Here is an 18,492-nt window from a genome sequence, read left to right as displayed (position 1 = left end):
GGACCTATTTCTTCGCCTTCTTGTCAGCCGCATGGCCTTTGAACGTGCGGGTTACCGCAAATTCGCCGAGCTTGTGGCCAACCATGTTTTCGGAGACATACACGGGCACGTGCTGGCGGCCGTTATGCACTGCGATAGTCAGGCCGATGAAGTCCGGCATGATGGTCGAACGACGGGACCAGGTCTTGATAGGCTTCTTGTCCTTGGTCGCCTGGGCTGTTTCGACCTTTTTCACCAGGTGGGCGTCGCAAAACGGCCCTTTTTTCAATGAACGTGTCATGGTTATTCCTTATTTCTTGCCGCGGCGAGAGACGATCATCGAAGTCGTGCGCTTGTTGCGACGCGTCTTCTTGCCCTTGGTCTGTTGACCCCATGGCGATACCGGATGACGACCAGCTGCCGTCTTGCCTTCACCACCACCGTGCGGGTGATCGACCGGGTTCATAACCACACCACGGACCGTTGGGCGGACACCGCGCCAGCGCATTGCACCGGCCTTGCCGATCTTGCGCAGGTTGTGCTCGCCGTTGCCGACTTCACCGATCGTTGCGCGGCACTCGATGTGCACGCGACGGACTTCACCGGAGCGCAGGCGGACCTGGGCGTAAGTGCCTTCGCGTGCCATCAGCACGACGCCGGCGCCGGCGGTACGGGCCATCTGGGCGCCCTTACCTGGCAGCATTTCGACGCAGTGCATCGTGGTGCCGACCGGGATATTGCGCAGAGGCAGGCAGTTGCCCGACTTGATCGGCGCTTCCGAGCCATTCATCACGCTGTCGCCAACGGACATGCCCTTGCTGGCGATGATGTACTTGCGCTCGCCGTCCGCGTAGCACAGCAGTGCAATGTGCGCGCTGCGGTTCGGGTCGTATTCAACGCGCTCGACTTTCGCCGGGATGCCGTCCTTGTTGCGACGGAAATCAACCACGCGATAGTGCTGCTTGTGACCACCACCGATATGACGGGTGGTGATGTGACCGTTGTTGTTACGACCGGCAGTCTTGGACTTCTTTTCGATCAGGGCTGCAAACGGACGACCCTTGTACAGGTCGGGCGTCACAACCTTGACCATACCGCGCCGTGCCGGCGAGGTTGGTTTCATTTTAACGAGAGCCATTATTTAGCCTCCTCGGTGAAATTGATTTCCTGACCGGGCTTCAGGCAGACAAATGCGCGACGGGTGTGGTTGCGACGGCCAGTGAAACGGCCCGAACGCTTTTGCTTGCCTTCGCGGTTTGCGACCTGGACCGACTCAACCTGGACCTTGAACAGCATCTCGACCGCAGCCTTGATCTCGAGCTTGTTGGCATCCGGCGCGACCAGGAAGACGACTTGCTCGTTCTTCTCTGCGACGAAGGTGGCTTTCTCCGAAATCACCGGAGCCAGCAGCACTTTCATCAGGCGCTCTTCGCTATGTTTCACGTTGTTCATGCCAGCATCTCCTCAATCTTGGCCAGTGCAGCCTTGGTGATCAGGATCTTCTTGTAGTGAACCAGCGATACCGGATCGGCATGGCGCGGCTCGCAAACCAGCACGTGCGGCAGGTTGCGCGAAGCCAGCAACAGGTTTTCATCAAGGTTGTCAGTGATCACCAGCACGGAGTCCAGCCCCATGCCCTTCAGTTTCTGCGCCAGCAGCTTGGTCTTGGGCGCATCGACCGACAGGTCTTCAATAATGGACAAACGGTCTTCACGGGCCAGCTGCGACAGGATCGAGCAGATACCTGCGCGATACATCTTCTTGTTGACCTTCTGGGTGAAGTTTTCATCAGGCGAATTCGGGAAAATCCGACCGCCTCCACGCCACAGTGGCGACGACGACATACCGGCGCGGGCGCGGCCCGTACCTTTTTGGCGCCATGGCTTCTTGGTCGTGTGATGAACTTCTTCCCTGTCCTTCTGCTTGCGGTTGCCGCTACGGGCATTGGCCTGGTAGGCCACCACGATCTGATGGATCAGCGCTTCGTTGTAGTCGCGACCGAAAATGGTATCCGGCGCAGCAACGTTCGATGCAGCCTGGCCCTGGTCATTCAGGAGCTTGAGTTCCATCGCTTATGCTCCCTTCTTTGCTTTGACTTTGATCGCCGGGAACACTACTACCTGGCCATTCTTGGCACCAGGCACAGCGCCCTTGACCAGCAGCAGCTGGCGCTCGGCATCGATACGTGCGATTTCGAGGTTCTGGGTCGTCACGGTGACGTCACCCATGTGACCGGTCATGCGCTTACCCGGGAAAACACGACCCGGATCCTGCGCCATACCGATGGAACCCGGCACGTTGTGCGAACGCGAGTTACCGTGGGATGCGCGACCCGATGCGAAGTTGTGACGCTTGATGGTACCGGCGTAACCCTTACCGATGGAGGTGCCCTGCACGTCCACTTTCTGACCAACTTCGAACAGGCTCAGGGGAACGACATCACCGACCTTGAGTTCGGCGACGCGCTCTGCGCTGATACGGAATTCCTTAAGTACGGTGCCAGCTTCGACGCCTGCTTTTGCGTAGTGACCGGCGGCTGCCTTGTTCACACGCGAAGCGCGACGCTGACCGAATGCGACCTGAACGGCGGTATAACCGTCCGTCTCGGGCGTTTTGATTTGAGTCACGCGGTTGTTGGACACGTCCAGCACGGTAACAGGGATCGAGCTCCCGTCATCCGTGAAGATGCGCATCATGCCAACCTTGCGACCAACCAGGCCTTGGCCTTGATCTTGGTTCATTTTTTCTCCATTCCCGCCTGCGATTGGGCGGGGCTGATGTTGTGCTACTTGACTACCGGCTCTGCAAAAAACAAAGCCGGCCTTAAACTAAGCCGGCAATTATAACGCGGGACTTTGCCCCATACAACAGAAAGTTGATGAAGTCAAAGCCCCGCGAGACAAAAACCTTACTGCAGCTTGATTTCTACGTCGACGCCGGCAGGCAGGTCGAGCTTCATCAGCGCGTCGACAGTCTTGTCGGTCGGATCGACGATGTCCATCAGGCGCTGGTGGGTACGGATCTCGAACTGGTCGCGCGAGGTCTTGTTGACGTGCGGCGAACGCAGGATGTCGAAGCGTTCGATACGGGTCGGCAGGGGAACCGGGCCCTTGACTACGGCGCCGGTGCGCTTGGCGGTCTCGACGATTTCCTGAGCGGATTGGTCGATCAGGCGATAGTCGAATGCCTTCAGGCGGATGCGGATTTTCTGGTTCAGCTTGGTAACTGGGGTCGACATGTGATTCTTCCTTAAAAGAGCGAGCCGCGGACGGCTGTCCGTCCGCGGTAATGATGAGTCAGATAAGTGTGTCTACTGCAATCAGTCCATGATTTTTGCAACGACGCCGGCGCCAACAGTACGGCCACCTTCGCGGATTGCAAAACGCAGACCTTCTTCCATCGCGATCGGGTTGATCAGCATCACGGTGATCGACACGTTGTCGCCTGGCATGACCATTTCCTTGTCCTTCGGCAGCTCGATCGAGCCGGTCACGTCGGTCGTGCGGAAATAGAACTGCGGACGGTAGTTGTTGAAGAATGGCGTATGACGGCCACCTTCATCCTTCGACAGCACGTAGATCTCGCCGGTGAAATGCTTGTGCGGCTTGATCGAACCCGGCTTGGCCAGCACCTGGCCCCGCTCGACGTCTTCACGCTTGGTGCCGCGCAGCAGCACGCCGACGTTGTCGCCTGCCTGGCCCTGGTCCAGCAGCTTGCGGAACATTTCCACGCCCGTGCAGGTGGTCTTCTGGGTGTCGCGGATACCAACGATTTCCAGTTCTTCGCCAACCTTTACGATGCCGCGCTCGACGCGACCGGTCACCACCGTACCGCGGCCCGAGATCGAGAACACGTCCTCGACCGGCAGCAGGAAGGCGCCGTCAACAGCACGCTCCGGCGTCGGGATGTAGGTGTCCAGCGCATCGGCCAGCGCCATGATCGACTGCTCGCCCAGCGGGCCGGTGTCGCCTTCGAGCGCCAGCTTGGCCGAACCCTTGATGATGGGCAGGTCGTCGCCTGGGAACTCGTACTTCGACAGGAGCTCGCGCACTTCCATTTCAACCAGTTCCAGCAGCTCTTCGTCGTCGACCATGTCGCACTTGTTCAGGTAGACGATGATGTACGGAACGCCAACCTGGCGCGCCAGCAGGATGTGCTCGCGGGTCTGGGGCATCGGGCCGTCAGCGGCCGAGCACACCAGGATTGCGCCGTCCATCTGCGCGGCGCCGGTGATCATGTTTTTCACATAGTCGGCGTGGCCTGGGCAGTCGACGTGCGCATAGTGGCGATTTGCGGTTTCGTATTCGACGTGAGCGGTGTTGATGGTGATGCCGCGCGCTTTTTCTTCCGGCGCTGCGTCGATCTGGTCGTAGGCCTTGGCTTCGCCGCCGAACTTCTTCGACAGCACGGTCGCGATTGCCGCGGTCAGCGTGGTCTTGCCATGGTCGACGTGGCCGATGGTGCCTACGTTCACGTGCGGTTTGGTCCGCTCGAATTTACTCTTTGCCATTTGATTCTTCCTTCAAAAAGAACGATGTCTTTGACTGCAAAATGCCGGCCCTGAATGCCAGGGCCGGCGTGCGGGAATTACTTGCTCTTGGCGCTGACGATTGCTTCGATCACGTTCTTCGGCGCTTCAGCGTAGTGCTTGAATTCCATCGTGTAGGTTGCGCGACCCTGGGTTGCGGAACGCAACGTGGTCGAATAGCCAAACATTTCGGACAGCGGCACTTCAGCCTTGATGATCTTGCCGCCACCGCCGGCGATTTCATCCATGCCCTGCACCATGCCGCGGCGGGACGACAGGTCGCCCATCACGGTACCGGCGTAGTCTTCCGGCGTCTCGACTTCCACTGCCATCATCGGCTCGAGGATGACCGGGCTGGCCTTGCGGCAGCCGTCCTTGAATGCCATCGAACCAGCCATGCGGAACGCATTCTCGTTCGAGTCGACGTCATGGTAGGAACCGAAGGTCAGCGTCACCTTGACGTCGACGACCGGATAACCAGCCAGCACGCCGGAGTTCAGCGCTTCGCGGACACCCTTCTCGACTGCAGGGATGTATTCGCGAGGAATCACGCCGCCCTTGATCGCGTCGATGAATTCGAAGCCCTTGCCCTGTTCCTGCGGCTCGATCGTCACGACAGCGTGGCCGTACTGGCCGCGACCGCCGGACTGCTTGACGAACTTGCCTTCGACATCGGAGACCGACTTGCGGATGGTCTCGCGGTAAGCCACTTGCGGCTTGCCGACGGTGGCTTCGACGTTGAACTCGCGACGCATACGGTCGACGATGATCTCGAGGTGAAGCTCGCCCATGCCGCCGATGATGGTCTGGCCGGATTCTTCGTCGGTCTTGACGCGGAACGACGGATCTTCCTGTGCCAGGCGATTCAGCGCCAGGCCCATTTTTTCCTGGTCGGCCTTGGTCTTGGGCTCGACAGCCTGCGAGATCACGGGCTCAGGGAACACCATGCGCTCCAGGGTGATGACCGCGGTCGGATCGCACAGGGTCTCGCCGGTGGTCGCATCCTTCAGGCCGACAGCAGCGGCGATATCGCCGGCGCGGACTTCCTTGATCTCTTCACGCTGGTTTGCGTGCATCTGCAGAATACGGCCAAGACGTTCCTTCTTGTTCTTGACCGGATTGAACACGGTGTCGCCCGACTTGATCATGCCCGAGTAGACGCGGAAGAAGATCAGCTGGCCAACGAACGGGTCGGTCATGATCTTGAACGCGAGCGCGGCAAACTTTTCGTCGTCTTCTGCACGGCGGGTGGTTGGCTCGTCGTTCTCGTCCAGGCCGCCGACCGGTGGAATGTCCACAGGCGACGGCAGGTATTCGATCACGCCGTCCAGCATGGCCTGCACACCCTTGTTCTTGAACGCGGTGCCGCACATCATCGGCACGATTTCGCTGGCGATGGTGCGCTGACGCAGAGCGGTCTTGATCTCGGTTTCGGTCAGTTCGCCTTCCTCGAGATACTTGTTCATCAGCTCTTCGGTGGCTTCGGCAGCGGCCTCGACCATCTTTTCACGCCACTCGTTCGCCTGCTCGACCAGCTCGGCCGGAATGTCGCGGTACTCGAACTTCATGCCCTGCGACGCGTCGTCCCAGTAGATGGCTTTCATCTTGACGAGGTCGACCACGCCCAGGAAGTTTTCTTCCGCGCCGATCGGGATCTGCAGGGGGATCGGGTTGGCCTTCAGGCGAGCGCGCATCTGGTCATAGACCTTGAAGAAGTTCGCGCCGGTACGGTCCATCTTGTTGACGAAGGCAAGGCGCGGCACCTTGTACTTGTTCGCCTGGCGCCACACGGTTTCCGACTGCGGCTGCACGCCGCCCACGGCGCAGTACACCATGCAGGCGCCGTCGAGCACGCGCATCGAGCGCTCGACTTCAATGGTGAAGTCGACGTGGCCCGGCGTATCGATGATGTTGATGTGGTGCTCTGGGAAGTTATTGCCCATGCCTTTCCAGAAGCAGGTCGTTGCAGCGGACGTGATGGTGATGCCGCGTTCCTGCTCCTGCTCCATCCAGTCCATGGTCGCAGCGCCGTCATGCACTTCGCCAATCTTGTGATTGACGCCGGTGTAGTACAGCACGCGTTCGGTGGTGGTCGTCTTGCCTGCGTCGATGTGAGCGGAAATGCCGATGTTGCGGTAGCGCTCAATGGGGGTCTTGCGAGCCATGATTGATCCTAAATCGTTTAATGAACAAAACCGAGCGCCATTTTTTCAGTAAAAAAATGTGCCCGGCTTCGTACAGATTGCAGAGATGGAAACCCGCTGCGCGCAGCGCGGCAGTGGGCCGTCCATGTTCTTAGAAGCGGAAGTGCGAGAACGCCTTGTTCGCTTCCGCCATGCGATGGACTTCATCGCGTTTCTTCATCGCACCGCCACGGCCTTCAGCGGCTTCCATCAATTCGCCACCCAGACGCTGCGGCATGGATTTTTCGCTGCGCTTCTTGGCAGCTTCACGCAGCCAGCGCATGGACAGCGCTGCGCGGCGGACCGGACGCACTTCAACCGGCACCTGGTAGTTCGCACCGCCAACGCGGCGGGACTTCACTTCGACCATCGGCTTGCAGTTAGTCAGTGCGGCGGAGAACACTTCCAGCGGGTCCTTGCCCGATTTGGTCTGGATGTATTCGAAAGCGCCATAAATGATGTTTTCAGCGACCGACTTCTTGCCGGACAACATCAGGGTGTTGACGAATTTGGCGACATCAACATTGCCGAACTTTGGGTCCGGCAGAATTTCCCGTTTGGGTACTTCACGACGACGTGGCATTTCAATTCCTTTCGATCTTCAGTTGAGCTGCAGTACGACTTCTACTACCCGCTCGCGGCCAGCCATTCAGACTGACCACTTACTCGACCCATTTGGGGCCGATACCTGTTCCACCGGCTTGCGGCGGAAATACGATTACTTCTTGCCGGCCTTGGCACGCTTGGTGCCGTACTTCGAGCGAGCCTGCTTACGGTCCTTGACGCCCTGGGTATCCAGTGCACCGCGAACCATGTGGTAACGCACACCCGGCAAGTCTTTTACACGGCCGCCGCGCAGCAGCACGACGCTGTGCTCCTGCAGGTTGTGGCCTTCGCCGCCGATATACGAAATGACTTCGAAACCGTTGGTCAGACGCACCTTGGCGACCTTACGCAGCGCCGAGTTCGGCTTCTTCGGGGTCGTCGTGTAGACGCGGGTGCAGACGCCGCGCTTTTGCGGGCTGTTTTCCAGCGCCGGCGATTTGCTCTTGACGCGTGCGGAAACACGCGGCTGGCGAATCAGTTGATTGATGGTTGGCATCGTTCTAAATCCAACAAAATTACAACATTAAAAGAGATACCCTGACACAGAGTGTTTCGGGAGCGAAAACTTGGGAAGCTTGCGTATGAACAGGACGTTCATCACGCGTTCGATTTAGCTGCGGGGCATCAAGCGTGCCGTGGGCGGGAACTGCGGACCAAAGAGCGCTTAAGCCTGGAAAGCTTAAATTCGAGAACTCGCGAGTATATTCTTGTAGGCCGACTGGGTCAACTGTTCTTTAACTTAAGCAAGCTCCGCGGATAAAGTGCGGCTGATGACCGTCGGAAAGTCCCGGGCTTTCCGGGATAATGTCGGTTTTCCGCCCTTACGCGTATTTCTGCCCGATGCATCGCTTCCGCAGCCGTTCTGTCCTGTTCGTCGCCGCGAGCTACCTGGTGCTGTCGGCGCTGCCGCTATTACCGGCACTATTCGGCAGGACGCTCGCCGATCCCGCCTTGCTCGCGGCGGCGACACTCTGCAGCTGGATCGCGGTCTGGGCCGTGTTCAAGCGGCCGGCGTGGTTCCATCTGCTGCTGCTCCCGGCGTTCCTGATGCTCCCGGCCGAGATCTATCTCCAGGTTTATTTCGGCCAGAGTATCTCCGTCCACCACCTTGGCATCATTGCGGAAACCAGCCCGGGAGAGGCGCTGGAATTTCTTGGCAACAGGATCTGGCTGCTGGCCGCGGCGCTCGTGCTTGCCCTCGCCTGGTTCGGGCTGGCATGGCGCGCTGCGTGGCGCACCCATGCGCTGGACTGGCGTGGTCCGTCCCGCGCCATCACCCTGGTTCTGACAGGCATTTGCCTGGGACTGTGGCTTGTCGGGGGCAGCCCAATGTCGCCGAGTGCGGCCGCTGCGAAAAAGTCCGGCACGCTTCCGTCCTGGACTCGCGTGTCGGTGAATGAAAAGGTTCTGGCCAGGAGCTGGCCTTATGGCATCGTGCTGAATGCAGCGTCGTACCGCAAGGAGCGCCGCTATCTGGCCCAGCTATCCGCACGTAGCGCCCAGTTTCGTTTCGGCGCGCAGCAGGCCAGCCAGCGGGACGCGCCGCAGGTCGTGGTGATGGTGCTCGGCGAATCGTCGCGGGCAGACCGGTGGAGCCTGAACGGCTATGAGCGTCATACCAATCCGCTGCTCGAAAAGGAAACGAATCTGGTGAGCCTGACCGACATGATCACGCCCGTCTCCGCGACGCGGCTGTCGGTGCCGGTCATCCTGTCGCGCAAGCCGGCGACGCAGAGCCTGCGCGCCGGGTTCTCGGAAACCTCCTTCATCTCGGCCTACCGCGAAGCCGGCTTCAAAACCTTCTGGCTCTCGAACCAGATGTCCTTCGGCGAGTTCGATACGCCGGTCTCGGTGTTTGCCAAGGAGGCAGACGTCACCCGCTTCTTCAATCTGGGCGGTTTCACCAACCGTTCGGACCTGGACGATGTGCTGCTGGCGCCGCTGCAGGCGGCAATTGCGGACCCGGCGCCCAAAAAGCTGATCGTCCTGCACACGCTTGGGAATCACTGGAATTACAGCCATCGCTATCCGCAGGAATTCGACCGCTGGAAACCCTCCCTGTTTGGCGTCTACAAGCCGGCTTACACCAGCCTCAAGCTCAAGCCCGAGATCAATAACAGTTATGACAACTCGATCCTGTACACCGACTGGCTGTTGTCGCAGGTCATCGGCGTGCTGAAGACCGGCCCGGCGCTGGCCAGCATGATGTATGTGGCCGACCATGGCCAGACGCTGTACGACGGCAGCTGCAAGCTGGCCTTCCACGGGCATAACACGCAGTTCGAATTTCATGTGCCGGCGCTGGTCTGGTATTCGGATGCCTACCAGGCGGCATTCGCGGGCAAGGTGGCTGAACTCAGGCAGCACCGTGCCGCCCCGCTGTCGACCGAGAACATGTTTCATTCCCTGCTGGACCTGGCCGACATTCGCTATGCAGGGGAGAAGCTTGACCGCAGCGTCTTCAGCGACCGGCTGGCCAGGCATGTCCGTTATGTCGATAGCTACGGCTGGACCGATTATGACGACGCGACCCTGAAAGGCGACTGCAGGGAGGTGATCGGCCGGAAAAAGCCTTTGCAACGGGAAAAGTGATTACTGTTCCAGCGATTGCCCATAAAAAAACCCCGCATCGCTGCGGGGTTTTTGTTTGGCGCGTTGAAACGATCAGCCTTGATCTTCCTGGCTGCCGGAGCTGGTTGCCGCCATTTCGGCTTCCGCTTCCGCGATGCGTGCCGCCTTTTCGGACTGCAGCAGCGCGGTGCGCTCTTCCGCTTCCCAGGATTCCTTCTCCTTGCGGGCGCGGTGGAACGCGAGGCCGGTACCGGCCGGGATCAGACGGCCAACGATCACGTTTTCCTTCAGGCCGCGCAGACCGTCGCGCTTGCCCATGATCGCTGCTTCGGTCAGCACGCGGGTGGTTTCCTGGAACGAAGCGGCCGAGATGAACGAATCGGTCGACAGCGATGCCTTGGTAATACCCAGCAGCACGTTCTCGTAGGTCGCCGGGATCTTGCCCTCGGAGATCACGCGATCGTTTTCGTCCAGCAGTTCCGAACGCTCGACCTGCTCACCGGTGATGTAGCTGGTGTCGCCGGCTTCCATGACCTGCACGCGGCGCAGCATCTGACGAACAATGACTTCGATATGCTTGTCATTGATCTTCACCCCCTGCAGACGGTACACGTCCTGGACTTCGTCGACGATGTAGCGGGCCAGAGCCTCGATACCCAGCAGGCGGAGGATGTCCTGCGGATCGGCCGGGCCGTCCACGATCATCTCGCCCTTGTTCACCACCTGGCCGTCATGCACCAGCACCTGCTTGTCCTTGGTGATCAGGAACTCGTGCTTGGCGCCGTCCATGTCGGTGATTTCCAGGCGCTGTTTGCCCTTGGTCTCCTTGCCGAATGCCACCGTGCCGGTGACTTCCGCCAGCATGCCGGCATCCTTCGGCGAGCGCGCTTCGAACAGCTCGGCAACACGCGGCAGACCACCGGTGATGTCACGCGTTTTCTGCGACTCGGTCGGGATACGGGCCAGCACTTCACCCACCGACACCTGCTGACCGTCTTTCACGGTGATCAGCGCGCCGACCTGGAAGCCGATCGTCACCGCGTGTTCCGTGCCGGCGATCTTCACTTCCTGGCCCTGCTCGTTCAACAGCTTGACCTGCGGACGCAGCGACTTGGTGACCGAGCCGCGACGCTTGGCGTCGATTACCACCAGGGTCGACAGTCCGGTGACCTCGTCGATCTGGCGGGCAACCGTCACGCCCTCTTCCACGTTCTCGAATTTCACCGTGCCGGTGTATTCGGTAATGATGGGTCGGGTCAGCGGGTCCCATGTCGCCAGCGCGGTGCCGGCACGGATGGCCAGGCCATCCTTGACGATCAGCGTGGCGCCGTACGGCACCTTGTGACGCTCGCGCTCACGGCCGTGGTCGTCGGTGATCAGCACTTCGCCGGAACGGGAAATGACGATCTGGTCGCCCTTGCCGTTGGTGACGTAGCGCATGGTCGCCGTGAAACGCACGGTGCCGTTCGACTTCGCTTCGACCGACGATGCCACCGCTGCACGCGATGCCGCGCCGCCGATGTGGAACGTACGCATCGTGAGCTGGGTGCCCGGCTCGCCGATCGACTGCGCCGCCACCACGCCGACCGCTTCGCCGGCATTGACCAGCACACCGCGGCCGAGGTCGCGGCCGTAGCACATGCCGCACAGGCCATAACGGGTGTCGCAGGTCAGCGGCGTGCGGACCTTGACTTCGTCGATGCCCAGGCGTTCGATTTCCTCGACCATGTCCTCGTCCAGCAGCGTGCCGGCGTCGTACAGGTTGGCCTGGGTTTCAGGGTTGACGACGTCGGTTGCCGCCACGCGGCCCAGGATGCGGTCGCGCAGCGCCTCGATCACTTCACCGCCCTCGACCAGCGCCTTCATCGACGCGCCGTTGGAGGTGCCGCAATCGTCCTCGATCACGACCAGATCCTGGGTCACGTCGACCAGGCGACGGGTCAGGTAACCGGAGTTCGCGGTCTTCAGCGCGGTATCGGCCAGACCCTTACGGGCGCCGTGCGTCGAGATGAAGTACTGCAGCACGTTCAGGCCTTCGCGGAAGTTCGCGGTGATCGGCGTCTCGATGATCGAGCCGTCCGGCTTCGCCATCAGGCCGCGCATACCGGCGAGCTGGCGAATCTGGGCGGCGGAACCACGGGCGCCGGAGTCGGCCATCATGTAAATCGCGTTGAACGATTCCTGGGTGCCCTTGGTGCCGTCGCGGCGAACCACGTCTTCCACCTTCAGCTGTTCCATCATGGCCTTGCCAACTTCGTCGCCGGCCTTGCCCCAGATGTCCACGACCTTGTTGTAACGCTCGCCTGCGGTCACCAGACCGGAAGCGTATTGCTGCTCGATCTGCTTGACTTCCTGCTCGGCAGCCGCGATCAGCGTGACCTTCTGCGGCGGCACCAGCATGTCGTCGACGCAGATGGAGATGCCGGCGCGGGTCGCGAGGCGGAAGCCCGACTGCATCAGCTGGTCGGCAAACACCACGGTAGCGCGCAGGCCGCACTTGCGGAACGAGATGTTGATCAGGCGCGAGATTTCCTTCTTCTTCAGCGCGCGGTTCAGCACCGAGAACGGCAGGCCTTTCGGCAGGATCTCGGACAGGATGGCGCGGCCGACGGTCGTCTCGTAACGGGTGACAGTGCGGTCGAAACCGGTGCCGTCCGCGTTGCGCGGGAACTCGACGATACGCACGGTGACGCGGGAGGTCAGTTCGACTTCCTTGTTGTCATACGCGCGGATCACTTCGGACACGTCCTGGAACAGCATGCCTTCGTTCTTGCCGTTGATCTTCTCGCGGGTCGCGTAGTACAGGCCCAGCACGATATCCTGCGACGGCACGATCGACGGCTCGCCGTTCGATGGGAACAGGATGTTGTTGGAGGCCAGCATCAGCGTGCGGGCTTCCATCTGCGCCTCGATCGACAGCGGCACGTGGACAGCCATCTGATCGCCGTCGAAGTCGGCGTTGAACGCCGCACAGACCAGCGGATGCAGCTGGATGGCCTTGCCTTCGATCAGCACCGGCTCGAACGCCTGGATGCCCAGGCGATGCAGCGTCGGCGCACGGTTCAGCATGACCGGATGTTCGCGGATCACGTCTTCCAGAATGTCCCAGACCACAGGCTCCTGGATTTCGACCAGCTTCTTCGCGGCCTTGATCGTGGTCGCCAGGCCCATCAGTTCGAGCTTGTTGAAGATGAAGGGCTTGAACAGTTCGAGCGCCATCAGCTTCGGCAGGCCGCACTGGTGCAGCTTGAGCTGCGGACCGACCACGATGACCGAACGGCCCGAGTAATCGACGCGCTTGCCCAGCAGGTTCTGGCGGAAACGGCCGCCCTTGCCCTTGATCATCTCGGCCAGCGACTTCAGCGGGCGCTTGTTGGCGCCGGTCATGGCCTTGCCGCGGCGGCCGTTGTCGAGCAGCGAGTCGACGGCTTCCTGCAGCATCCGCTTTTCATTGCGGGTAATGATTTCCGGCGCGCGCAGCTCCATCAGCCGCTTCAGCCGGTTGTTACGGTTGATGACGCGGCGATACAGGTCGTTCAGGTCGGAGGTCGCAAAGCGGCCGCCGTCCAGCGGCACCAGCGGACGCAGTTCCGGCGGCAGCACGGGCAGCACTTCCATGATCATCCAGTCCGGCTTGATGCCGGAACGCTGGAACGCTTCGAGCACTTTCAGGCGCTTCGCGTACTTCTTGATCTTGGCTTCGGACTTGGAGTCCTTCAGTTCCTGGCGCAGCGTGTCGGCGTCACGGTCGATGTCGATCGAACGCAGCAGCTCGCGGATGCCTTCTGCGCCCATGAAGGCGGTGAAGTCGTCGCCGTACTCTTCGTACTTGGCCGCATAGTCGTCTTCCGACATGATCTGGCACTTCTTCAGCGGGGTCATGCCGGGATCGGTCACGACATAGGCTTCGAAGTACAGCACGCGTTCGATGTCGCGCAGGGTCATGTCGAGCACCATGCCGAGGCGCGATGGCAGCGACTTCAGGAACCAGATATGCGCGGTCGGAGAAGCCAGCTCGATATGGCCCATGCGCTCGCGACGCACCTTGGCCAGCGTGACTTCGACGCCGCATTTTTCACAGATGACGCCGCGATGCTTCAGGCGCTTGTACTTGCCGCAAAGGCACTCGTAGTCCTTGATCGGGCCGAAGATCTTGGCGCAGAACAGGCCATCGCGCTCCGGCTTGAAGGTACGGTAGTTGATGGTTTCCGGCTTTTTGACTTCGCCGTAGGACCATGAACGGATTTTGTCGGGCGACGCGAGGCCAATCTTGATCGCGTCGAATTGTTCATTTTGCTGAACTTGCTTGAATAGATCGAGCAGTGCTTTCATCTATCACTCCAGGGTGGCGTGAAAAAACTTGTTTGTAAGACCGAGCCGCAACCGGACATTATCCCCCGGACTGGCATCCCTTGCAGGACACCGCGTCCGGGGCAGAAAATCAGTCGCGCTCCAGGTCGATGTCGATACCCAGCGAGCGGATTTCCTTCACCAGCACATTGAAGGATTCCGGCATGCCTGCATCGATCACGTGATCGCCCTTGACCAGGTTCTCGTACACCTTGGTCCGGCCGTTCACGTCGTCCGACTTCACCGTCAGCATTTCCTGCAGCACGTAGGACGCGCCGTAGGCTTCCAATGCCCACACTTCCATCTCGCCGAAACGCTGGCCGCCGAATTGCGCCTTGCCGCCCAGCGGCTGCTGGGTCACCAGCGAGTACGGGCCGGTGGAGCGTGCATGCATCTTGTCGTCGACCAGGTGATGCAGCTTGAGCATGTGCATGTAGCCGACCGTGACCGAGCGCTCGAAGGCTTCGCCGGTGCGGCCGTCGTACATCGTGACCTGGTTCTTGGACGGCGTCATGCCGAGCTTGGCGGCGATGTCGTCCGGATACGCAAGGTCCAGCATCCGGTGGATTTCCTTCTCGTGCGCGCCGTCGAACACCGGCGTGGCGAACGGAACACCCTTCTTCAGGTTTTCCGCCAGCGTCAGGACTTCCACGTCGCTCAGACCGTCGATGTCTTCCTGCTTGCCCGACTCGTTGTAGATCGTGGTCAGGAACTTGCGCAGTTCGGCAGCCTTGGCTTGCGCCTGCAGCATTTCGCCGATACGCAGGCCCAGGCCCTTGGCGGCCCAGCCCAGGTGGACTTCGAGCACCTGCCCGACGTTCATCCGCGACGGCACGCCCAGCGGGTTCAGCACGATGTCGGCCGGGGTACCGTCCGCCATGTATGGCATGTCCTCGATCGGCACGATGCGGGAAACCACACCCTTGTTGCCGTGACGGCCTGCCATCTTGTCGCCAGGCTGCAGGCGGCGCTTCACCGCCAGGTAGACCTTGACCATTTTCTGCACGCCCGGCGGCAGTTCGTCGCCCTGGGTCAGCTTCTTGCGCTTCTCTTCGAAGGCCAGGTCGAACTGGTGACGCTTCTCGGCGATGGATTCCTTGATGGCTTCCAGCGCGGCAGCGGCATCGTCATCCGCAGGACGGATGTCGAACCAGTGATACTTGTCCAGGTCGTCCAGGTAAGCCTTGTCGATGGCCACGCCCTTGGCGATCTTCTTCGGACCGCCGTTGACGACTTTGCCGATCAGCATTTTTTCCAGACGCTGGAAGGCGTCGCCTTCAACGATGCGCAACTGGTCGTTCAGGTCCAGGCGATAGCGCTTGAGCTCGTCGTCGATGATCTGCTGGGCGCGCTTGTCGCGCTGTATGCCTTCGCGGGTGAAGACCTGGACGTCGATCACGGTGCCGACCATGCCCGAAGGCACGCGCAGCGAGGTGTCTTTCACGTCCGATGCCTTTTCGCCGAAGATGGCGCGCAGCAGCTTTTCTTCCGGGGTCAGCTGGGTCTCGCCTTTCGGGGTGACCTTGCCGACCAGCGTGTCGCCGGCTTCGACTTCCGCGCCGATGTAGACGATGCCCGACTCATCCAGGCGCGCCAGCTGGTTTTCCGCCAGGTTGGAGATATCGCGGGTGATTTCTTCCGCGCCCAGCTTGGTGTCGCGCGCCACGACCGACAGTTCCTCGATGTGGATCGAGGTGTAGCGGTCGTCGGCAACCACTTTTTCGGAGATCAGGATCGAGTCTTCGAAGTTGTAGCCGTTCCATGGCATGAACGCCACCAGCATGTTCTGGCCCAGGGCCAGTTCGCCGAGGTCGGTCGATGCGCCGTCGGCGATCACGTCGCCGCGTGCGACGCGGTCGCCCACTTGGACGATAGGACGCTGGTTGATGTTGGTGTTCTGGTTCGAACGGGTGTACTTGATCAGGTTGTAGATGTCGACGCCGACTTCGCCAGCCTGCGCTTCGTCGTCGTTGACACGGATCACCACGCGGCCGGCGTCGATGTAATCGACCACGCCGCCACGCAGCGCCTGCACCGTGGTGCCGGAGTCGACCGCCACCGTGCGCTCGATGCCGGTGCCGACCAGCGCCTTTTCAGGACGCAGGCAGGGAACGGCCTGGCGTTGCATGTTGGCGCCCATCAGCGCGCGGTTCGCGTCATCGTGCTCGAGGAACGGGATCAGCGATGCCGCGACCGAGACGATCTGGCCCGGCGCCACGTCCATGTACTGCACGCGCTCCGGCGACACCAGGATGGTCTCGCCCGCTTCACGGGCAGACACCAGCTCGTCCGACAGCGTGCCTTCCTCGTTGATGGTCGCATTCGCCTGGGCGATGATGTAGCGGCCTTCCTCGATCGCCGACAGGTAGTCGATCTGGTTGGTGATCTTGCTGCCCTCGACCTTGCGGTACGGCGTCTCGAGGAAACCGTACTCGTTCAGCCGTGCATACAGCGCCAGCGAGTTGATCAGGCCGATGTTCGGGCCTTCAGGCGTTTCGATCGGGCACACGCGGCCATAGTGGGTCGGGTGCACGTCGCGGACTTCGAAGCCGGCGCGTTCGCGGGTCAGGCCGCCCGGTCCCAGTGCGGAAACGCGGCGCTTGTGCGTGATTTCCGACAGCGGGTTGGTCTGGTCCATGAACTGCGACAGCTGGGACGAACCGAAGAACTCGCGGATGGCAGCCGAGATCGGCTTGGAGTTGATCAGGTCGTGCGGCATCAGGTTGTCGGCTTCGGCCTGGCCGAGGCGTTCCTTGACGGCGCGCTCGACGCGGACCAGGCCGGCGCGGAACTGGTTTTCGGCCAGTTCGCCGACGCAGCGCACGCGGCGGTTGCCGAGGTGATCGATATCGTCGACTTCGCCGCGGCCATTGCGCAGCTCGACCAGGATCTTGATCACGGCCAGCACGTCTTCGTTCGACAGCGTCATCGAGCCGGTCAGTTCATCGCGGCCGATGCGGCGGTTGAACTTCATGCGGCCGACGGCCGACAGGTCGTAGCGGTCTTCGTTGTAGAACAGGCCGTTGAACAGCGCCTCGACCGAATCCTCGGTCGGCGGCTCGCCGGGACGCATCATCCGGTAGATCGCGATACGGGCTGCGGTCTGGTCGGTGGTGTCGTCGGTGCGCAGGGTCTGCGAAATGTAGGCGCCCTGGTCCAGGTCGTTGGTGTACAGCGTCTGGATGCTGGACACATTCGCTTCGCGCAGGCGGCCGAGCAGTTCTTCGGTCAGCTCGTCGTTGGCGTTGGCCACCACTTCGCCGGTGTCGGCGTCGATGATGTTGGTCGCCAGCACGCGGCCCAGCAGGTAGTCTTCCGGCACCGAGATGTGCTTGATGTCGGCGCTTTCGATTTCACGGACATGGCGCGCGTTGATGCGCTTGTCCTTGGCGACCAGCACCTTGCCTTCGCGGTCGGTGATGTCGAAGCGCGCGACTTCGCCGCGCAGCCGCTCGGAGACGAACTCGAGTTCGGCGCCGTCATTGCGCAGCGTGAAGTTGTCGAATACAAAGAAGTTGGCCAGGATCTGCTCGAGCGTCATGCCGATGGCTTTGAGCAGAATGGTGACCGGCATCTTGCGGCGGCGGTCGACGCGGAAGAACAGGATGTCCTTCGGGTCGAATTCGAAATCCAGCCACGAGCCGCGGTAAGGAATGATGCGCGCCGAGAACAACAGCTTGCCCGACGAGTGGGTCTTGCCGCGGTCATGCTCGAAGAATACGCCAGGCGAGCGATGCAGCTGCGACACGATGACGCGCTCGGTGCCGTTGATCACGAAGGAACCGGTCGTGGTCATGAGCGGCAATTCGCCCATGTACACTTCCTGCTCCTTCATTTCCTTGACGACCGGCTTGGTCGGCGATTCCTTGTCCAGGATCACCAGGCGCACCTTGGCGCGCAGCGGCGACGCGAACGTCAGGCCACGCTGCTGGCATTCCTTGACGTCGAACGGCGGATCGCCGAGGACATAGGACAGGAATTCAAGGCGTGCAAAGCCATTGTGCGAAACAATGGGGAAAATTGACGAAAAGGCGGACTGCAGGCCTTCGTTCTTGCGTTGCGACGGCACCTTGTCCGCTTGCAGAAAGCCGGTATAGGATTCGAGCTGGGTTGCAAGCAGGAACGGGACGTGGTGAACGTTGGCGCGCTTCGCGAATGACTTGCGAATGCGTTTCTTCTCAGTAAATGAGTAGTGCATGAACACTCCGTGAGTGACAGGAAGGATAGAGAATTCAGGATTCGACACAGGTGCTGCGATGATGTTGCACCACCCCT

At 60.9% G+C, this 18,492-nt stretch carries 13 protein-coding genes; 1 reads left to right on the top strand and 12 read right to left on the bottom strand.

The window, feature by feature from the left end; translation table 11 throughout:
- Positions 1 to 4 precede the first annotated feature (4 nt).
- The 10 genes from rpsS to rpsL all read right to left on the bottom strand — a co-directional run bounded on the left by rpsS (position 5) and on the right by rpsL (position 7,792).
- Positions 5 to 280, bottom strand: coding sequence for a 30S ribosomal protein S19 (gene rpsS / locus QOL82_RS06475; protein ID WP_283441432.1), 276 nt, complete (start codon positions 278 to 280; stop codon positions 5 to 7).
- Positions 281 to 289: 9 nt separating this feature from the next.
- Entirely contained in the window at positions 290 to 1,117 is an 828-nt protein-coding gene (gene rplB, locus QOL82_RS06470; RefSeq protein ID WP_283441431.1) for a 50S ribosomal protein L2, read from the bottom strand.
- Complete coding sequence (rplW, locus tag QOL82_RS06465) at positions 1,117 to 1,431, bottom strand: 50S ribosomal protein L23 (RefSeq protein ID WP_283441430.1); 315 nt, start codon at positions 1,429 to 1,431, stop codon at positions 1,117 to 1,119. Before rplW ends, rplB begins: the two co-directional genes overlap by 1 nt.
- The gene (rplD, locus tag QOL82_RS06460; RefSeq protein WP_283441429.1) at positions 1,428 to 2,048 is read right to left on the bottom strand and encodes a 50S ribosomal protein L4; all 621 of its coding nucleotides are present in this window, start codon (positions 2,046 to 2,048) and stop codon (positions 1,428 to 1,430) included. The genes rplW and rplD overlap by 4 nt, the downstream gene beginning before the upstream one ends.
- 3 nt (positions 2,049 to 2,051) lie before the next feature.
- Positions 2,052 to 2,720 (bottom strand): 50S ribosomal protein L3, encoded by a 669-nt coding sequence (rplC, locus tag QOL82_RS06455; protein WP_283441428.1) that lies wholly within the window; start codon positions 2,718 to 2,720, stop codon positions 2,052 to 2,054.
- A 167-nt stretch (positions 2,721 to 2,887) separates the two neighbouring features.
- Complete coding sequence (rpsJ, locus tag QOL82_RS06450; RefSeq protein ID WP_283441427.1) at positions 2,888 to 3,217, bottom strand: 30S ribosomal protein S10; 330 nt, start codon at positions 3,215 to 3,217, stop codon at positions 2,888 to 2,890.
- Between the two features lie 81 nt (positions 3,218 to 3,298).
- The gene (gene tuf, locus QOL82_RS06445; protein WP_283441415.1) at positions 3,299 to 4,489 is read right to left on the bottom strand and encodes an elongation factor Tu; all 1,191 of its coding nucleotides are present in this window, start codon (positions 4,487 to 4,489) and stop codon (positions 3,299 to 3,301) included.
- A gap of 77 nt (positions 4,490 to 4,566) precedes the next feature.
- Positions 4,567 to 6,672 carry an elongation factor G gene (fusA, locus tag QOL82_RS06440; RefSeq protein WP_283441426.1) on the bottom strand — a complete coding sequence of 702 codons (2,106 nt, stop codon included), beginning with the start codon at positions 6,670 to 6,672 and terminating at the stop codon, positions 4,567 to 4,569.
- 130 nt (positions 6,673 to 6,802) lie between these two features.
- The gene (gene rpsG / locus QOL82_RS06435; RefSeq protein ID WP_283441425.1) at positions 6,803 to 7,273 is read right to left on the bottom strand and encodes a 30S ribosomal protein S7; all 471 of its coding nucleotides are present in this window, start codon (positions 7,271 to 7,273) and stop codon (positions 6,803 to 6,805) included.
- 135 nt (positions 7,274 to 7,408) lie between these two features.
- Positions 7,409 to 7,792 carry a 30S ribosomal protein S12 gene (gene rpsL / locus QOL82_RS06430; RefSeq protein WP_011872533.1) on the bottom strand — a complete coding sequence of 128 codons (384 nt, stop codon included), beginning with the start codon at positions 7,790 to 7,792 and terminating at the stop codon, positions 7,409 to 7,411.
- 308 nt (positions 7,793 to 8,100) lie between these two features.
- Between rpsL and QOL82_RS06425 the strand changes: the two genes are divergently transcribed.
- Positions 8,101 to 9,888 (top strand): phosphoethanolamine transferase, encoded by a 1,788-nt coding sequence (locus tag QOL82_RS06425; protein ID WP_283441424.1) that lies wholly within the window; start codon positions 8,101 to 8,103, stop codon positions 9,886 to 9,888.
- Positions 9,889 to 9,960: 72 nt separating this feature from the next.
- On the opposite strand, the gene rpoC is transcribed toward QOL82_RS06425, so the two are convergent.
- Together rpoC and rpoB are read right to left on the bottom strand one after the other, a co-directional pair.
- Positions 9,961 to 14,199 carry a DNA-directed RNA polymerase subunit beta' gene (gene rpoC / locus QOL82_RS06420; protein ID WP_283441423.1) on the bottom strand — a complete coding sequence of 1,413 codons (4,239 nt, stop codon included), beginning with the start codon at positions 14,197 to 14,199 and terminating at the stop codon, positions 9,961 to 9,963.
- Between the two features lie 109 nt (positions 14,200 to 14,308).
- Positions 14,309 to 18,415, bottom strand: a complete 4,107-nt coding sequence (rpoB, locus tag QOL82_RS06415) for a DNA-directed RNA polymerase subunit beta (RefSeq protein WP_283441422.1) — start codon at positions 18,413 to 18,415, stop codon at positions 14,309 to 14,311.
- Positions 18,416 to 18,492 lie beyond the last annotated feature (77 nt).

The organism is Noviherbaspirillum suwonense, assembly GCF_900182955.1.
Classification (GTDB): domain Bacteria; phylum Pseudomonadota; class Gammaproteobacteria; order Burkholderiales; family Burkholderiaceae_D; genus Noviherbaspirillum_A; species Noviherbaspirillum_A suwonense.
This window is presented reverse-complemented; position numbering and strand designations above follow the sequence as displayed.